The 16927-nt window shown below is 74.5% G+C and carries 11 protein-coding genes; 4 read left to right on the top strand and 7 right to left on the bottom strand.

The window, feature by feature from the left end; all coding sequences use genetic code 11:
* Nucleotides 1-42: 42 nt before the first annotated feature.
* The 3 genes from ACZ6ZI_RS15260 to ACZ6ZI_RS15270 all read right to left on the bottom strand — a co-directional run bounded on the left by ACZ6ZI_RS15260 (nucleotide 43) and on the right by ACZ6ZI_RS15270 (nucleotide 3291).
* On the bottom strand, nucleotides 43-816 hold the full coding sequence (locus tag ACZ6ZI_RS15260) for a DUF4097 family beta strand repeat-containing protein (RefSeq protein ID WP_469520319.1): 774 nt from the start codon (nucleotides 814-816) through the stop codon (nucleotides 43-45).
* Nucleotides 817-908: 92 nt separating this feature from the next.
* Nucleotides 909-1934, bottom strand: coding sequence for a sulfurtransferase (locus tag ACZ6ZI_RS15265; RefSeq protein ID WP_469520322.1), 1026 nt, complete (start codon nucleotides 1932-1934; stop codon nucleotides 909-911).
* Nucleotides 1935-1971: 37 nt separating this feature from the next.
* Entirely contained in the window at nucleotides 1972-3291 is a 1320-nt protein-coding gene (locus tag ACZ6ZI_RS15270) for a glycosyltransferase family 39 protein (RefSeq protein WP_469520324.1), read from the bottom strand.
* 300 nt (nucleotides 3292-3591) lie between these two features.
* On the opposite strand from ACZ6ZI_RS15270, the gene ACZ6ZI_RS15275 reads away from it, so the two are divergent.
* The 4 genes from ACZ6ZI_RS15275 (at nucleotide 3592) to ACZ6ZI_RS15290 (ending at nucleotide 10486) form a co-directional block, all read left to right on the top strand.
* On the top strand, nucleotides 3592-4194 hold the full coding sequence (locus ACZ6ZI_RS15275) for a hypothetical protein (RefSeq protein ID WP_469520326.1): 603 nt from the start codon (nucleotides 3592-3594) through the stop codon (nucleotides 4192-4194).
* A 279-nt stretch (nucleotides 4195-4473) separates the two neighbouring features.
* On the top strand, nucleotides 4474-5214 hold the full coding sequence (locus ACZ6ZI_RS15280) for a response regulator transcription factor (RefSeq protein WP_469520329.1): 741 nt from the start codon (nucleotides 4474-4476) through the stop codon (nucleotides 5212-5214).
* Nucleotides 5211-6335, top strand: coding sequence for a HAMP domain-containing sensor histidine kinase (locus ACZ6ZI_RS15285; RefSeq protein WP_469520332.1), 1125 nt, complete (start codon nucleotides 5211-5213; stop codon nucleotides 6333-6335). Before ACZ6ZI_RS15280 ends, ACZ6ZI_RS15285 begins: the two co-directional genes overlap by 4 nt.
* Before the next feature lie 257 nt (nucleotides 6336-6592).
* Nucleotides 6593-10486: a multifunctional oxoglutarate decarboxylase/oxoglutarate dehydrogenase thiamine pyrophosphate-binding subunit/dihydrolipoyllysine-residue succinyltransferase subunit gene (locus tag ACZ6ZI_RS15290; RefSeq protein WP_469520335.1), complete on the top strand. Its 3894-nt coding sequence runs from the start codon at nucleotides 6593-6595 to the stop codon at nucleotides 10484-10486.
* Nucleotides 10487-10564: 78 nt separating this feature from the next.
* On the opposite strand, the gene fxsT is transcribed toward ACZ6ZI_RS15290, so the two are convergent.
* From fxsT to fxsA, 4 genes are all read right to left on the bottom strand, one after another.
* On the bottom strand, nucleotides 10565-13567 hold the full coding sequence (fxsT, locus tag ACZ6ZI_RS15295; RefSeq protein WP_469520338.1) for an FxSxx-COOH system tetratricopeptide repeat protein: 3003 nt from the start codon (nucleotides 13565-13567) through the stop codon (nucleotides 10565-10567).
* Between the two features lie 101 nt (nucleotides 13568-13668).
* Nucleotides 13669-15126: an aKG-HExxH-type peptide beta-hydroxylase gene (locus tag ACZ6ZI_RS15300; RefSeq protein WP_469520340.1), complete on the bottom strand. Its 1458-nt coding sequence runs from the start codon at nucleotides 15124-15126 to the stop codon at nucleotides 13669-13671.
* Complete coding sequence (locus tag ACZ6ZI_RS15305) at nucleotides 15123-16436, bottom strand: FxsB family cyclophane-forming radical SAM/SPASM peptide maturase (RefSeq protein WP_469520343.1); 1314 nt, start codon at nucleotides 16434-16436, stop codon at nucleotides 15123-15125. Before ACZ6ZI_RS15305 ends, ACZ6ZI_RS15300 begins: the two co-directional genes overlap by 4 nt.
* Before the next feature lie 128 nt (nucleotides 16437-16564).
* Nucleotides 16565-16780 carry an FxSxx-COOH cyclophane-containing RiPP peptide gene (fxsA, locus tag ACZ6ZI_RS15310; protein ID WP_469520346.1) on the bottom strand — a complete coding sequence of 72 codons (216 nt, stop codon included), beginning with the start codon at nucleotides 16778-16780 and terminating at the stop codon, nucleotides 16565-16567.
* Nucleotides 16781-16927 lie beyond the last annotated feature (147 nt).

Consider the following 16927-nt stretch of genomic DNA (forward strand, 5'->3'; position numbering starts at 1 on the left):
GGCTCCTCAGAGGGCTCCTCAGAGGGCTGGTCAGAGGGCTCCTCAGAGCGCCGAGACGCGGATGTCGCCCGAGGTGGTGCGGATCGCGAGGCCGGAGGGGGCGGTGGGGGTGGAGGGAAGGGCGAGGTCGCGGGTGCCGGAGTCGGTGGAGGTCTCCAGCCGGTACGGGGCCCGCGGCACCTTGAGGGTGACGTCGCCCGAGCGCGCGGTGACCGACACCGCGGCGGGGGCCCGCGTGAAGTCCAGGCGGGAGTCTCCCGAGGTCGAGCGGACGTCGGCCTCGGCGCCCAGGGCGGTGCCGGTGACGTCCCCGGAGGCGGTGCGGATCCGCACCGGCCCCGCGATGGCCTCGGCCCGTACGTCGCCGGAGTCGGACTCGACCTCGGCGGCGGCCACGCCCGTCAGCGCGACCCGGCCGCTGCTGCTGACCACCTTGACCTTCGCCGAGGCCGGCACCTCCAGCCGGTAGTCGATCCGGCAGGTGTCCGCGCAGCCCTCGGTGAAGGTCAGGACCCCGCCGGACACCCGCTGGCCGGGACGGGGCTCGGTGTCGCCCCGGTAGCGCACGGTGCGGTGGACGCTCACCCCCGGGCCGCTGCCGACGGTGACCTCGACGGAGCCGCTGCGGACGTCGCCGACCTCCACGGCCGTGACGGCCTCGGCGACCGAGGCGTCGGCGGCCACGGTCTTGGTGGCCACGGGTTCGACCCAGGAGCAGCCCGACACGAGGAGGGCGGCCACCGTCAGGGTGACGGCGAAGGCGGAGGCGCCGACTGCGGCGCGGACGGGACGCTCTGACGGGGTGTGGGATGCCATGCCCCCACCCTGGCCGGGTCCGTCGCGGCCCGCGATGGGGCCGGTACCCGGCCGGTGGTGGGGTTATCCCCCGCCACCGGCGTCGGGCCCGTCTACGTCCCCGTGACCACCGGGCGGGTGGGCGAGGGCAGGCCCCACTCGCTCCAGGAGCCGTCGTAGACCGCGGTGTCCCGGTGGCCGGCGAGCGTCGCGCCCAGCGCGAGGACGCAGGCCGTCACCCCGGAACCGCAGCTGAAGTAGAGGCGCTCGCGGTCGCCGACCGCGGCAGCGAACAGTTCCCGCAGCTCGGCCGCCGGCCGCATCAGCCCGTCGGGCCGGCGGAGTTCCCCGAAGGGCAGGTTCACCGCGCCCGGCATGTGGCCGCCGCGCAGTCCGGGCCGGGGCTCGGGCTCCGTGCCGGCGAACCGACCCGGGGTGCGGGCGTCGAGCACCGCGGCCGCCGGGTCGCCCAGGGCCCGGGCGACGGTGTCGGCGTCGACCAGCAGCCCGGGGCGGGGCCGGGCCGTGAAGGAGCCGGGCGGGCCCTCGTAGCCGGCCGGGCGGTCCTCGACGGGCAGCCCGGCGGCGGTCCAGGCGGGCAGGCCCCCGTCCAGGACGGCGACCCGGTCGAAGCCCATGGCGCGCAGCATCCACCAGGCCCGGGCGCTGGAGTAGATCCCGGCGGCGTCGTAGACGACGACGGTGTCGGTGTCGTGAAGGCCGAGTTCCCGCAGGGCCGCGGTGAAGCGGTCGGGGCCCGGCATGGTGTGCGGCGCGGGGGCCTCGTGGTCGGACAGGGCCCCGTCGAGGTCGAAGGGCCGGGCGCCCGGCAGGCGCGGGGCCCTCGCCCGGTGGGCGCCGACGGAGGCGTCGAAGAGGACCAGCCCGGGCGCCCCGAGGCACGCGGCGAGCCGCTCCACCCCGATCAGCGGCCCGACCGGAACCGGCACGGCGGACGGCCCGGGCCCGCCGGCGCCGGCGGGCCCCACCGAGGCCGCCGGGCCGGCCGGGGTCACGGGGACGGACGCAGGGGCCGGCAGGCGGACGGCCGGGGTCAGCGGGACGGACGAAGGGGCCGGCGGGCGGGTGGTCGGGGTCGCCGGGGCGGACGGGGAGGCGGGGTCTTCGGGCGGGGGCATGGGGCGAACCTCCTGGGCCTGGGGCGTGTTCCGTGGATCATGCCCGACCCGCGTGCGGAGGGGCCGGCCCGCAGCCGCCGGGGCGGGCGTACACGGCGACCCTGGCCCCGTGCACGCGGGTCTCGGAGCAGCGCTCGAAGTCGGCGGCCAGGGTGTCGCGTTTGACCGCCTCGGCGGGCTCGCGGTCCTGCGGCTGCCCTGCCGGGTCCAGCAGGGCCACCACCCGGGGCGAGCGCAGCAGGGCCTCGCGGATGGCCCCGGGCGGCAGTTCGGTGCCGTGGAGGGTGTGCGAGGCCGTCGGGGCGCGGTCGAGGGCGATGTCGCGCAGGCCCGCGTGGACCTCCGGGGAGGACAGCAGCCACTCGCGCCGGCGGGAGGGCAGGAACAGCACCGCGTCCCCGGGCCGGGCGTGCTCGCGCACGGCGGCGGCCACGGCGAGGACGTCGTCCTTGCGGGCCTCGGGGGTGCGCAGGTGGACGGACCACCAGAGCAGGGGCACGAGCAGCGCGGCCACCACCGACCACGACCGCGCCGGGAGCGGGCGGGCGAGCCGCTCCCCGACCAGGAGCGCGACCCCGACCAGGGCGTAGAGGACGTACCGGTCGACGTACAGGGGGCGGACGAGGGAGACCGTCATGAGCAGGGCGGGCGGCAGCAGCGCGAGGGGGACGGCGACGCGGACGAGGTCGCGCCGGGGGCAGGCGCGGGCCAGGAGCAGGACGGCGGCCGCGAGCGCCCCGTAGCCGGCCCAGTCCTCCAGGCCGGGCCCGGCGAGCCGGCCCAACTGGACCGCCGCCTGCCGGGAGCTGAGCAGGACCAGGGGGGCCGACGCGACGCAGACGGCGGCGGCGCCCCACCGCCAGCCGCGCGAGCGGTGGGCGGTGGGGGCGTGCGCGAGGAGGGCGAGGAGGGCGAACTCGTGCAGCCAGCAGCCGAGCAGCAGGACGGTCGCGTAGGAAACCCACCGTTCGCGCAGCATGAGGTACGTCGCCCAGGCCACGGCGGCGGCGACGAGGGCGTACGAGCGGCCCTCCTGCGCGTACGCCTGCACGGGCGGCAGCAGCGCGTACGCGCAGCCGGCGAGGAGCGCGGCCCGTGCGCCCGCGAGGAGGTGGGCGAGGGCGGCCACGCCGGCGGCGGCGAGGGCGGTGGCGGCGACGGAGGGCAGGCGCAGGGCCCACAGGCCGCCGTCCCAGAGGGCGAAGACGCCGTGGGCGAGGAGGTAGTGGAGTCCGTGGACGGCGTCGACCTCGCCGAGGAGGCGCCACAGCTCGGGCAGGGGGCGGTGGGCGACCTGCCAGGTGGTGGACTCGTCGCGCCACATGCTGCCGCCGCCGGGGCCGCGTTCGAGGCCCACGACGCCGAGGAGGAGGGCCAGGAGCGGGGGCGCCGCGCGCCAGGGGGCCAGGTGGCGGATGGCGGCCTCCGGGGTGCTTTCCGTGGCGGGACGGGGCCTCCATACTCGGGGTTCGGTCCGAGACCCGCGGAGGTGGGTGTGCGAACGGTGCGAACGGCGCGGGCGACAGGGACGGCACGGGGGGCGCGGGCGGCGGCGCGGGCGGCGGCGACGCGAACCCTCCCGACGGACCGCGCGACGGCAACGGCGGCAACGGCGCGAGCCGCGGCGACGACGCGTACGCTCCCGGCGGCGCGGGCCGTGCGCGCGGCGGGCGCCGTCACGGCGGCGGTGCTGGCGGTGGCGCTGCTGGGCGGCTGCGGCTCGGGCGGCCCGTCCGAGGCCTCCGGACCGGCCGGCTCCTCCGGGGCCCCCGCGACCTCGCCCCCCGCGCCGACGACCCCTGCGCCGACGACCCCCTCGGCGTCGGCCCCGGGGAGCCCCTCCGCCTCCGCGTCGGCCCCCGGCGGCAGTCCCGGCCCCTCCGGCTCGCCCGCCCCGACGGCCTCCCCCGATCCCCGGGCGGAGCACCTGGTCACGGTCATCCGTTCCGGCGGCTTCGCCGGCCGCTCGACGGGCCTGCTGGTCCGCGGCGACGGCTCCTGGAGCCTGGTGGACGACAAGGCCGCGGTGCTGCGGACCGGGCGGCTGGCGCCGGCCGCGCTGGAGGAGCTGCGCCGCGCGCTGGGCGCCGCGGACTTCGCCCGCCTGCCCCGCGAGGCGAAGGCCGATCCGCCGATCCACGACGGCTTCCGCTACGCGTTCACGTACGGCGGCCACACCGTGAGCGGCGACGAGGAGGCGCTCGCCCCGGCGCTGGGCGAGGTCCTCGAACACCTGCCGAGCTTCTCCGCGACCCCGTAGGCCCTGTCGTCGATGGGGCGCCCGGCCCGCGACGCCCGCCACGGCCCCCCGGCGCGTCGTCGGGACGCACGGGTACGGCCGGTTCACGGGCGTCCCTCCGTCGTGCGACGCACGGAGCCGGACGCCGCGGGCCCGACCGGCGCCACGTCGACGACGGGACCCGGGGTCGCGGCCGTCATCGGACGTCAGCCCGCCCACCCCTGTCCGAACCCCGCATGGCCGCAGGCCGGTGGCTCCTCTACGCTGCACCCCATCACGCGGGATCTTCAGGGGCGGGACATGGAACAGACACACACCACCCACAACGGCGCCGCGGCCACCCCGGGCGCCCAGCGGCGCGTTCTCGTGGTCGAGGACGACCACACCATCGCGGACGCCATCGCGGCCCGGCTGCGGGCCGAGGGCTTCCAGGTGCAGACGGCCTACGACGGCCCCGCCGCGGTGACGGCCGCCGAGAGCTGGCTGCCCGAGTTGCTGGTCCTGGACGTCATGCTGCCCGGCTTCGACGGGCTGGAGGTGTGCCGGCGCGTGCAGGCGCAGCGGCCGGTCCCGGTGCTGATGCTGACCGCCCGGGACGACGAGACCGACATGCTGGTCGGCCTCGGCGTCGGCGCGGACGACTACATGACGAAGCCGTTCTCGATGCGGGAGCTGGCCGCCCGGGTGCACGTCCTGCTGCGCCGGGTGGAGCGGGCCACGCAGGCCGCGACCGCCCCGCGCGGGGCCACGCTGCGCCTCGGCGACCTGGAGATCGACCACGCGCAGCGCCGGGTCCGGGTGCAGGCGGAGGACGTCCACCTGACGCCGACGGAGTTCGACCTGTTGGTGTGCCTGGCGGGCACGCCGCGCGCGGTGCTCTCGCGGGAGCAGCTGTTGGCGGAGGTGTGGGACTGGGCCGACGCCTCGGGGACCCGTACGGTCGACAGCCACATCAAGGCGCTGCGCCGGAAGATCGGGGCGGAGCGGATCCGTACGGTCCACGGCGTCGGGTACGCCCTGGAGACCCCGGCCCAGCCGTGAGCGGGGCCCGGCCCGATCGCAGGCGCGGGGACGGCCGCCCCGGCGGGGCCGCCGCGCGCGACGGGGGGCTGCGGCCCTTCTCGCCGTTCTCGATCAAGACGAAGCTGGGCACGCTCGTCGTGGTGTCGGTGTTCATCACGACGGGGCTGCTGCTGGTGGCCCTGCGCACCGACACCGAACTGCGGTTCATCACGGTGTTCTCGGTGATCGCCTCGATGTTGATCACCCAGTTCGTGGCGCACGGTCTGACGGCGCCGCTGGACGACATGACGACGGTGGCCCGCGCGATATCCCACGGGGACTACACGCGTCGGGTGCGGGGCGCGGGGCGCCGCGACGAGCTGGGCGATCTGGCCGTCACGATCAACCTGATGGCCGACGATCTGGAGGCCGTGGACAGGCACCGTAGGGAATTGGTCGCGAACGTCTCGCACGAGCTGCGGACGCCGATCGCGGCGCTGCGGGCGGTGCTGGAGAACGTGGTGGACGGGGTGTCGAGCGCCGATCCGGAGACCATGCGCACGATGCTGAAGCAGACGGAGCGCCTCGGCCGGCTGGTGGAGACCCTGCTGGACCTGTCCCGGTTGGACAACGGGGTGGTGCCGTTGCGGGCCCGCCGCTTCGAGGTGTGGCCCTACCTGTCGGGGGTGCTGAAGGAGTCGGGGCTGGCGGCGGCGGGGCGGCCGGGGCTGACCACCGGCTCGGGCGGGCACACCCGCAACGACGTGCACCTCCACCTGGACGTGTTCCCCTCGGACCTGGCGGCGTACGCGGACGCGGAGCGGCTGCACCAGGTGGTGGCCAATCTGATCGACAACGCGGTCAAGCACAGTCCCCCGCACGGTCGGGTGACGGTCCGGGCGCGGGCCGGTGACGCGCCCGGGAGCCTGGCCCTGGAGGTCGTGGACGAGGGGCCCGGCATCCCGGAGGCGGAGCGCCACCGGGTCTTCGAACGGTTCAACCGGGGTGCGTCCGGGGGCGGCGACGGGGGCACGGGGTTGGGGCTGGCGATCGCCCGGTGGGCGGTCGCGCTGCACGGCGGGCACATCGGCGTGGCCGAATCGTCACGGGGTTGCCGAATCCTTGTCACTCTTCCGGGCAGCTCATCGGCGCCGTCTTGACGTAGGGTTCGAGGTGTAGGGACATGATCTCGGCCACACGTGCCCGCGATCGTCAGGGGTGCGAAGCCAGCAGGCCGCAACCTCGCTGTCCCCTACCCGAACCAGGCTGGTTTCCCGCCATTCAGGGCGACGAAACCCGCCGTTCGGTGTGACCTGCGTGACGGAAGTCCCGCCCGGCCTGCATGACACGGCCCGGGAGGCGTAGCCTTTATTCCCGCTGTCCATACCTTGTGAAGCGGAAGAGGGCGGTTGCCGCCGTGTCGCCACAGTCCCCCAGTAACCCGAGCACCACGACCGAAGCAGCAGAGGGCGGGAAGAACCCCGCCTCAGGCTTCGGCGCGAACGAGTGGCTCGTCGACGAGATCTATCAGCAGTACCTCCAGGACCCGAACTCGGTCGACCGGGCCTGGTGGGACTTCTTCGCCGACTACAAGCCGGGGGGCGCTGTCGCTCCGGTGAAGTCGGACGGTCCCGAGAAGCCCGCGACGACGGAGGGCGCCTCCGCACAGGCCGCCCCTTCCGCCGCCGGCGCCCCGCAGGCCATCGACGCCGCCGCCACGGGGGCGGCAGGCGCCGTGACCGCGCCCGCGCCCGTCGCGCCGACCTCTCCGCCTGTGTCAGCTCCTGCCCCTGCTCCTGCCACCCCCTCTGGTGCCCCTGCTGTGACTGTCACCTCCCAGGCCCCGGCCGCCGCACCGGCCGCGCCCGCCCCTCAGGCCCAGGCTCCGGCCGCCGCCACCACGCCGGCCCAGAAGGCCGCGCCCACCACCGAGGCCCCCGCGGGCCCCGAGCTGGTGACGCTCCGCGGCCCCGCCGCCGCCGTGGCCAAGAACATGAACGCCTCCCTCGACGTCCCGACGGCCACGTCCGTCCGCGCCGTCCCGGTGAAGCTGCTGTTCGACAACCGCATCGTCATCAACAACCACCTCAAGCGCGCCCGGGGCGGGAAGATCTCCTTCACCCACCTCATCGGCTACGCGATGGTGCAGGCCATCAAGGCCATGCCGTCCATGAACCACTCCTTCGCGGAGAAGGACGGCAAGCCGACCCTGGTCAAGCCGGAGCACGTGAACTTCGGCCTCGCGATCGACCTGGTCAAGCCGAACGGCGACCGCCAGCTCGTCGTCGCCGGCATCAAGAAGGCCGAGACCCTCAACTTCTTCGAGTTCTGGCAGGCCTACGAGGACATCGTCCGCCGCGCCCGCGTCGGCAAGCTGACGATGGACGACTTCACCGGCGTGACGGTCTCCCTCACCAACCCCGGCGGCCTCGGCACCGTCCACTCCGTGCCCCGCCTGATGCCCGGACAGTCGGTCATCATGGGCGTCGGCTCCATGGACTACCCCGCCGAGTTCCAGGGCACCTCCCAGGACACCCTGAACAAGCTGGGCATCTCCAAGGTCATGACCCTGACCTCGACCTACGACCACCGGGTCATCCAAGGCGCGGCCTCCGGCGAGTTCCTGCGCGTCGTCGCGAACATGCTGCTCGGCGAGAACGGCTTCTACGACGACGTCTTCGAGGCGCTGCGCATCCCGTACGAGCCGGTCCGCTGGAACCGCGACATCGACGCCTCGCACGACGACGACGTCACGAAGGCCGCCCGCGTCTTCGAGCTCATCCACTCCTACCGGGTCCGCGGCCACGTCATGGCCGACACCGACCCGCTGGAGTACAAGCAGCGCAAGCACCCCGACCTCGACATCACCGAGCACGGCCTCACCCTGTGGGACCTGGAGCGCGAGTTCGCGGTCGGCGGCTTCTCCGGCAAGTCGATGATGAAGCTGCGCGACATCCTCGGCGTGCTGCGCGACTCGTACTGCCGCACCACCGGCGTCGAGTTCATGCACATCCAGGACCCGAAGCAGCGCCGTTGGATCCAGGACCGCATCGAGCGCCCGCACTCCAAGCCGGAGCGCGAGGAGCAGCTGCGGATCCTGCGCCGGCTGAACGCGGCGGAGGCCTTCGAGACCTTCCTCCAGACGAAGTACGTCGGCCAGAAGCGGTTCTCGCTGGAGGGCGGCGAGTCCGTCATTCCGCTGCTCGACGCCGTCATCGACTCGGCCGCCGAGGCCCGCCTCGAAGAGGTCGCGATCGGCATGGCCCACCGCGGCCGCCTGAACGTGCTCGCGAACATCGTCGGCAAGTCGTACGCGCAGATCTTCCGCGAGTTCGAGGGCAACCTCGACCCGAAGTCCATGCACGGCTCCGGCGACGTCAAGTACCACCTGGGCGCCGAGGGCACCTTCACGGGCCTGGACGGGGAGCAGATCAAGGTCTCGCTCGTCGCGAACCCCTCGCACCTGGAGGCGGTGGACCCGGTCCTGGAGGGCGTGGTCCGCGCCAAGCAGGACATCATCAACAAGGGCGGCACGGACTTCACGGTCCTGCCGGTCGCCCTGCACGGTGACGCGGCCTTCGCCGGCCAGGGCGTGGTCGCCGAGACGCTGAACATGTCGCAGCTGCGCGGCTACCGCACCGGCGGTACCGTCCACGTCGTCATCAACAACCAGGTCGGCTTCACCGCCGCCCCGGAGTCCTCGCGTTCGTCGATGTACGCGACCGACGTGGCCCGCATGATCGAGGCGCCGATCTTCCACGTGAACGGCGACGACCCGGAGGCCGTGGTCCGCATCGCGCGGCTCGCCTTCGAGTTCCGTCAGGCGTTCAACAAGGACGTCGTCATCGACCTCATCTGCTACCGCCGCCGCGGTCACAACGAGTCGGACAACCCGGCGTTCACGCAGCCGCTGATGTACGACCTGATCGACAAGAAGCGCTCGGTGCGCAAGCTGTACACCGAGTCCCTGATCGGTCGCGGCGACATCACCCTGGAAGAGGCGGAGCAGGCGCTCCAGGACTTCCAGGGCCAGCTGGAGAAGGTCTTCGCGGAGGTCCGCGAGGCCGCCACGCAGCCCGCGGTCGCCGCGCCGGCCCCGGTGGACCAGGCCGACTTCCCGGTCGCCGTGAACACGGCGATCTCGCAGGACGTCGTCAAGCGGATCGCCGAGTCCCAGGTCACCATCCCCGAGGGCGTCACCGTCCACCCGCGTCTGCTGCCGCAGCTCCAGCGCCGCGCGGCGATGATCGACGACGGCACCATCGACTGGGGCATGGGCGAGACCCTGGCCTTCGGTTCGCTGCTGATGGAGGGCACCCCGGTCCGGCTGTCCGGCCAGGACTCCCGCCGCGGCACCTTCGGTCAGCGTCACGCGGTCCTCATCGACCGGGAGACCGGCGAGGACTACACCCCGCTGCAGTACCTGTCGGACGACCAGGCCCGCTACAACGTCTACGACTCGCTGCTCTCCGAGTACGCGGCCATGGGCTTCGAGTACGGGTACTCGCTGGCCCGTCCGGACGCGCTGGTCCTGTGGGAGGCGCAGTTCGGTGACTTCGTCAACGGCGCGCAGACCGTCGTCGACGAGTTCATCTCCTCGGCCGAGCAGAAGTGGGGCCAGACCTCCGGCGTCACGCTGCTGCTTCCGCACGGCTACGAGGGCCAGGGTCCGGACCACAGCTCGGCCCGCCCGGAGCGCTTCCTCCAGCTCTGCGCGCAGAACAACATGACGGTCGCGATGCCGACGCTGCCGTCGAACTACTTCCACCTGCTGCGCTGGCAGGTCCACAACCCGCACCACAAGCCGCTGGTCGTCTTCACCCCGAAGTCGATGCTGCGTCTGAAGGCCGCGGCGTCGAAGGCGGAGGAGTTCACGACCGGTTCGTTCCGTCCGGTCATCGGCGACACCACGGTGGACCCGAACGCGGTCCGCAAGGTCGTCTTCTGCGCGGGCAAGGTCTACTACGACCTGGAGGCCGAGCGGGAGAAGCGCGGCATCACCGACACCGCGATCGTCCGCATCGAGCGGCTGTACCCGCTGGCGGGCGCGGAGCTCCAGGCGGAGATCGCCAAGTTCCCGAACGCGGCGAAGTACATCTGGGCGCAGGAGGAGCCGGCGAACCAGGGTGCGTGGCCGTTCATCGCGCTGAACCTGATCGACCACCTCGACCTGGCGGTCGGCGCCGAGGTCCCGGCCAACGAGCGGCTGCGGCGCATCTCGCGTCCGCACGGTTCGTCCCCGGCCGTGGGCTCGGCGAAGCGTCACCAGGCCGAGCAGCAGCAGCTGCTGAACGAGGTCTTCGAGGCCTGATCGCGGCGCCGCCCGCGAACGCCGAGGCCCGGCTCCTTCGGGAGCCGGGCCTTCCGGCGTTCCGGGGGCCCCGCGCCCCTACGGTTGGGGTTCGAAGTCCCAGTAGGGGCGTGCCTGTTGGCGGGCCGAGACGGTGTGGACGTGCTGCGGGCCGAGGGTGCGGGTGAGGGCTTTGAGGGCGGCGTCCTCGTGTTTGGCGGCCTCCGTGTCCTCGCGTACGGCCCGCAGGTCGGCGGCGAGCGCGGTCCGGGCGCTGAGGGCCATGGGGTGGTCGGGGCCCAGGATCCGTTCGGCTCCGCGCAGGGTCTCCCGGCTCAGGTCGAGGGCGTCCTCGAAGCGGCCGGTGATGTTGCGGTGCCCGGTGGCGTTGAGGGCGCAGCCCAACGTCCAGGGGTGGCGGTCGCCGAGGGCTCCGCGCATGCCGACGAGGGCCTGTTCGGCGAGGTTGAGGGCCTCGGCGCGTTCGCCCTGGGCGCGCAGCACGAGGGCGAGGTTGCCGACGGTGCCGATGCTGTACGGGTGGGCGAGGCCGAGTTGGGACTGGTAGCCGCGGACCACCTCCTCGGAGATCCGGCGGGCCTCCTCGATGTCCCCGTACTCGCGCAGGTAGGTGGCGTAGTCGGAGGCGACCATCAGGGTCCAGGGGAATTCGGCGCCGAAGACCCGGGTGGAGCGTTCCAGGACGCCGCGCAGGCGGGATCCGGCTCCGGTGATGTCGCCCGAACGGCGCAGGCACATGCCGAGGTTGTGTTCGGCGCGCAGGGTCTGGGGGTGGTTGGGGCCCAGGACCTGGGTGTTGAGCTTGAGGCCCTGTTCCTGGCGGGCGAGGGCCTCGCGGTAGCGGCCCATGAGGCGCAGGCCCATGGCGCAGCCGATGCCGGAGGAGAGGGTGGCGATGTGCCGGACGCGCAGGACCCGTTCGCGGCGGCGCAGGGTGTCCAGGTCGGTGTCGTAGGCCTCCTGGTAGCGGCCGAGGAGGCGCAGGACGACGGCGACGTTGTTCTGGGCGCCGAGGGTGGTGGAGTCGTCCTCGCCGAGGAGTTCGCGGTAGGTGGCGAAGGCGTGTTCCAGCAGGACGCGGGCCTCGTCGAACTTGGCGGTGCCCAGGAGGACGCCGGCGTAGGTGCTGGTGGCGCGCAGGGTCTCCAGGTCGCGGTCCCCGCGTTCGGCGAGGAGGCGGTCGGCGACCTGGCGGGCGAGTTGTTCGGCCTGGCGGAAGTGGCCGAGCATGCGCAGGGCGCCGCCGTGGTGGTAGCTGAGTTCGCGGACCTGGTCGTGGTCGTCGCCGAGCATGGCCCGCCAGACGGTGTCGGTCCGTTCGGACAGGCGCAGGCAGGTGCGGTACTCGCCGGCGAGGATGAGGTAGCGCAGGCAGTGCAGCAGGAAGTTCTGGATGCGGGGGTTGGTGCTGGTGAGGACCCCGGCGGACTCCAGGTGCGGGACGAGTTCGGCGTAGCGGGGCCACAGGCGGGAGTCGGTGGGGCGGCCGGGGTCGGCGGCGGCGAGCACCTGGCGGACGGCGCGGGAGAGTTGTTCGGCCTCCTCCTCGGCGAGGTTCTCGCGGACGATGTTGTGGACCATGCGGTGGAGTTGCACGGTCTCCAGGCCGCCGCCCTCCTCCACGGACAGGTCCGAGTACTCCAGGCGGACCACGGAGAACTGGACCAGCTTGTTGAGGGCGGCGTTCCAGCGGATCTGGTCGTTGACGATGCCGGCGAGGTGCTCGGGCACGTCGTCGGCGGGGAACTCGCGCAGCAGGCGCAGCGGGACGCGACCGGGGGCGAAGAAGACGAACAGCCGCAGCAGGGCGAGGGCGTCGGGGAAGTTCTCCCGGACGTTGTTGAGGAGTATGGCCAGCGCGGTGGGGAAGGGCAGCGGGTAGTCGTCGGAGAGGGTGACGGCCTCGTGGGAGTCGAGGCGGCGCTGGAGCAGGCCCAGGTACTCGCCGACGCCGATCGGGGAGTCCGCGAGCCAGCCGGCGGTCTGGTCGAGGGCGAGGGGGTAGTCCTCCAGCGCCTCGGCGAGCTGGTCGGCCTCGTCGGCGGTGAGCCGGCGGGCCCGGCGGCGGATGAAGGTGAGCGACTCGGGGCGGGCGTACAGGGGGACCTCGACGAGGCTGGTGTGGCGGGTGGCCCACTCCCGGTTGCGGGAGGTGATGATCACGTCGCCGGCGCCGGAGGGCAGCAGGTCGGTGAGGTCGTCGGGGTGGTCGCAGCCGTCGAAGACCAGCAGCCAGCGGTGGTACGGGTTCCCGCGCCGCAGGGCCTCCAGTACGGCGCGGATCTGCTCGCCGTAGCTGCCGGCGCCGCGCGGCAGGTCGAGGGCGGGGGCCAGGTCGGCGAGGCGTTCGCGCAGGGTGGGCCGGTCCTCGGCGGGGACCCACCACACGACGTCGTACTCGGAGGCGAAGCGGTAGGCGTACTCGGTGGCGACCTGGGTCTTGCCGACGCCGGACAGGCCGAGCAGGGTCACGGTGGAGGCGCCGGGCGGGGCCTCGGCGAGGGCGGACCGCAGCCGGCCGATGACGTCGTTGCGGCCGGTGAAGCGGGGGTTGCGGCGCGGGACGCGGCCCCAGACCTCGGGCGGGTCGTTGGGGAAGCGGGGGCCGCGCCGGCCGGACTCGGTGCCGATGCGGTCGGTGGGCAGCTCCAGGCGGCGCAGGACCCGGTACTCGGCCTCGTAGGCGTCCAGGCCCCACAGGTCGGTCTTCTCCAGGGCGGCGACGGCGCTGGGCAGGGGGGCGTCGGTGAGGCAGACGGCGGCGAACCGGTCGGGGTGGGCCTCGGTGACGGCGCGCAGGGCGGTGTTCCACTCGTCGTCGGCGTGGGTGCCCAGGGAGAAGTAGCGCTCGCTGAGGACGAGGAGGATCCGGCCGCCGGCCCGGGCCAGGTCGTCGAGGGCCTCGGCCAGTCCGGGGCTGGTCTGGGGGTCCCAGCGTTGGAGGACGACGCGGTGGCCGTGTTCCTCCAGGCGGTGGGCGATCCACGCGGCCCAGGGCCGGTTGAAGCCCGCGAAGCTGATGACGAAGCGGCGCGGTCGGTCGGCTCCGTCGCGGTCGTGACGCGTACCGGTGGCGGTCATGGCTGCCGTCTCCCTGTGATCCCGGCGGTGGACTGGAATGGGAGGGGGTGGAGCGGGGCGGGGCGGTGCGGGATTGAAAGGTACCGCAGCCCCGGGGGTCCTCAGCCGTGGCGGGGCGGGGCGATTTCGGGGTGCGCCTCGTACCAGGCGCGGCGTTCCCGGTCGAGGGCGCGGCGGGCCGTGGCGTGTTGGTCGCCGGGCGGCGGCAGTTCGTCCATGGCCCGCTCCGCGCAGGCCATGCCCTCGACGAACTCCCTTCCGGTGACGGTCAGATGGGGTTCGGCGCGCAGGGCGGGCAGCACGGCCGCGACCTGGGCGCGCAGGCGGGCGTGCTGGGCCCACGCGCCGCGGGCCCCGTACAGGGCGGCGCGCTGCCAGTAGCCGGCGAGGGCCAGGTGGGCGTACGTGCCGTGCAGCAGTCCCTCCAGGGGCCTGGGGTCCTCGCGCCAGGGGGCCCAGTGGCAGGGGGTGCGGTCGGCGGTGTGCAGGGTCAGGATGTCGGCGAGCGCGGCCAGTTTGCCGTGCTGGACCTCGTGGACCAGGGTCGCGGCCAGCGCGGGCGGGGCCTGGCTGCGGGCCAGGAGCGAGCCGGCGGCGGCGGGCAGGGTGGCGCCGGTGGAGCGGGAGCCGCCGGCCAGGGGCACGACGGAGCGCAGCAGGGCGTCCACCTCCTCGGCGCGGGTGGAGTCGTAGCGCTCCAGCAGGGTGAGGGCGCCGGACCACTGGATGTCCCAGCGCTTGTGCCCCTTGGGGGTGAGCCGGCGGGCGGCGCGCACGGGCTCGGGCCGGAGTTCGGCGGGGTGGCCGGGGGCGGGTCCGCCGGGGGGCCGGACCCGGTAGGGGTCGAGGTCGTCGAGGGAGGCCCGGCCGCCGGGCAGGGGGTGCAGGGGCAGGGCGTCGGCGCTGTCCCAGGAGCGTTCGGTCAGGGCGAGCGGGCCGGGGCGGTCGGGGCGCAGCAGGCCGAGGGTGGGCAGGACGAGGCGGCCGTTGACGGGCCGCAGGGTGGCCTTGAAGCCGATCCCGGCGCGCAGCGCGGCGGCGACGGCGAGGGCGCCGAGGTGGGCGAGGTCGGGGGCCGGACCGTAGGGGGCGTGCAGCCGGCGCAGGGTCTCCTCGGCCCAGACGCCGGTGGCGGGGTAGTGCAGTACGTCGCGCACCGCGTCGGGGTCCTGTCGTTCGGCCTCCTCCAGGAGCGCCCACCGTTCGCCGGTCTCGCCGCCGGGGCCGTCGGGGGCGGCGTCGAGGACGGCGCGCAGCAGGAGCAGCCGCTTGGAGCGGCGTACGTCGCGCACGAGGCGGGTGCCCTCGGGGGTGGGTTCCGTGGAGGCGAGGGCGCGCAGGGTGCGGGAGCTGACGGCGAAGGAGTCGAGGGCGGAGTCGGGGGCGTCGGCGGCGGTGGCGGGCGGCGCGCCGAGGGGGTCCGTCCCGGGGGTGCGTGGGGTGGGGACGGCCGGATCGCCGGGGCGCGCGGTACGGGTGGGGTCGGTACGGGTGGGGTCGGTACGGGTGGGGTCGGTACGGCCGGGGGTGGCGCGGCCGGGGTCCGTGCGGTGGTTCATGAGGCGGCCCGTCCCGTCGTGGCGGCGGTGTGCAGCGCGTCGGCGACGTGCCGGATGAGTCGCTGGAGGTCGGCGCAGTACACGGACGGCTGCCGGAACCCCTCCCCCTCGCGGTAGCGGTGCGGGTAGTGCCCGCCGCCGCACACCTCCACCAGTTCGCAGGACCGACAGGCGTCGGCGAGGGCCTCCCGCCCGAGCTGGCGGGCGACGAAGCCGGGGTGGTCGAGGAGTTGGTCGAAGCTGTGGGTGTCGAGGGCCATGCCGGTCGCGGCGGCCCCCTCGTACGCGGACTTCAGCGAGTCGGCCTGTTCGATGCTGCCGTCGGTCTCGACGACGGCGGTGGTGACGGGCGCCAGGCCCAGGGTCTCGGTCGCGGCGGGCAACCCCAGCAGCAGCGCGATCACCTCCTCGAAGACGCGGACCCGGGTGCGCCGCGCCCCGTCGTGCCACCAGCGTTCGAAGACGGCGACGAGCCAGTCCCCGTACGGGGCTCCGGTGCCCGTGTGGCCGGGCGGCGGGGCGGACCGGTTGGCCAGCGGCAGCAGCAGGCCGATGACGGGCGGGGCGAACTCCAGCAGGGACTCGTACGTCTCCACCGGGTCCTGCGCGAGGTCCACGACGCACAACACCCCGGCGTACCCGGCGGGATGCCGGGCGAGCAGGCGCAGGCCCCGGGCGGCGGCGGCGAACGCGGGCCGCCCGGTGTGGTCCACGCGGCGCGCGTTGTGCGCGGGGAGCCCGCCGTCGAGGCTGACGCCGACCCGGATCCCGGCGGCGGCCAGCGCGGCGACGCGGCCCCGCGTCAGCAGGGTGGCGTTGGTCTGCACGCTCGCGGTGAGCCGGGTGCGGGGGGCCCGGCGGGCCAGCGCCTCCCGTACCGCCTCGACGGGCGCGGCCAGCCGGGCGGGGGCTCCGAGGAGGGGTTCGCCGCCGTGCAGGACCAGGTCGACGCGGCCGAGGTCGTGGGCGGCGGCGTGCTCGGCGATGCGTTCGGCGGCGCGCGCGGCGACGGCGGGCGCCATGACGGCGGGACGGTCGCGCCAGCTGCGGTCGGCCATCTCGTAGACGTAGCAGTAGGTGCAGGCGAGGTTGCAGCGGCTGTGGGTCTTGAGCACGAACTGCCGTACGGGGTGCGGTGCGTGGCCGGCGGAGCGCAGGGCGGGCACGTCGAGCCGGGCGTAGGGCCAGGGGGCGTGACGGGCGTGCGCGACGGGCGGGGGCGGTTCGCCCGGTGCGCCGGACGCGGCCGGTTCGGCGGGGTCGCCGACGACCGGCGGTCGGTGCGCGGGCAGCACGGGAACGCTCGTCATCGCTTGGCCCATCGCCTGTACCTCTCGCCGCGGACGGTGCATCCCTGCCCTGCGCAGAGTCCCCGCTAACGGCGGAAAGTGGTCAACTCCGGCCGGTACGGACCCGGTCCGGTGGAAACCGGGGGCGACTAGACGACGCCGGAGTCGAAGGCGTTGAGGATCTCGGCCGGGTGCGTGACGCGGTCGACCATGCCCTCGATGACCTCGGCCAGGACGGGATGGTCGATCCCGCGCAGGGCGGCCAGGTCGAGGCCTGACAGGTCGGGCAGTCGGGCGGGGCAGGGGCGGGGCGGGGCCGCCTCCCGCGCGGGGGGCCGGCCGGGGGCCGGGGCCACGGGGGTCACCGGTGTGGTCGTGGCCGGAGGTGCCGGCGTGGTCGTGTCCCGACGTCCCGTCACCATGGGCAGTCCGTCCCCCTGTCGTATGCGGTGGTCCACTGCCCTTTCCCGTCGCCGGGCGGGCGGAAACGGCCGGGGCGTACCCGCGGCGGG

Source organism: Streptomyces sp. NPDC103540, assembly GCF_055584445.1.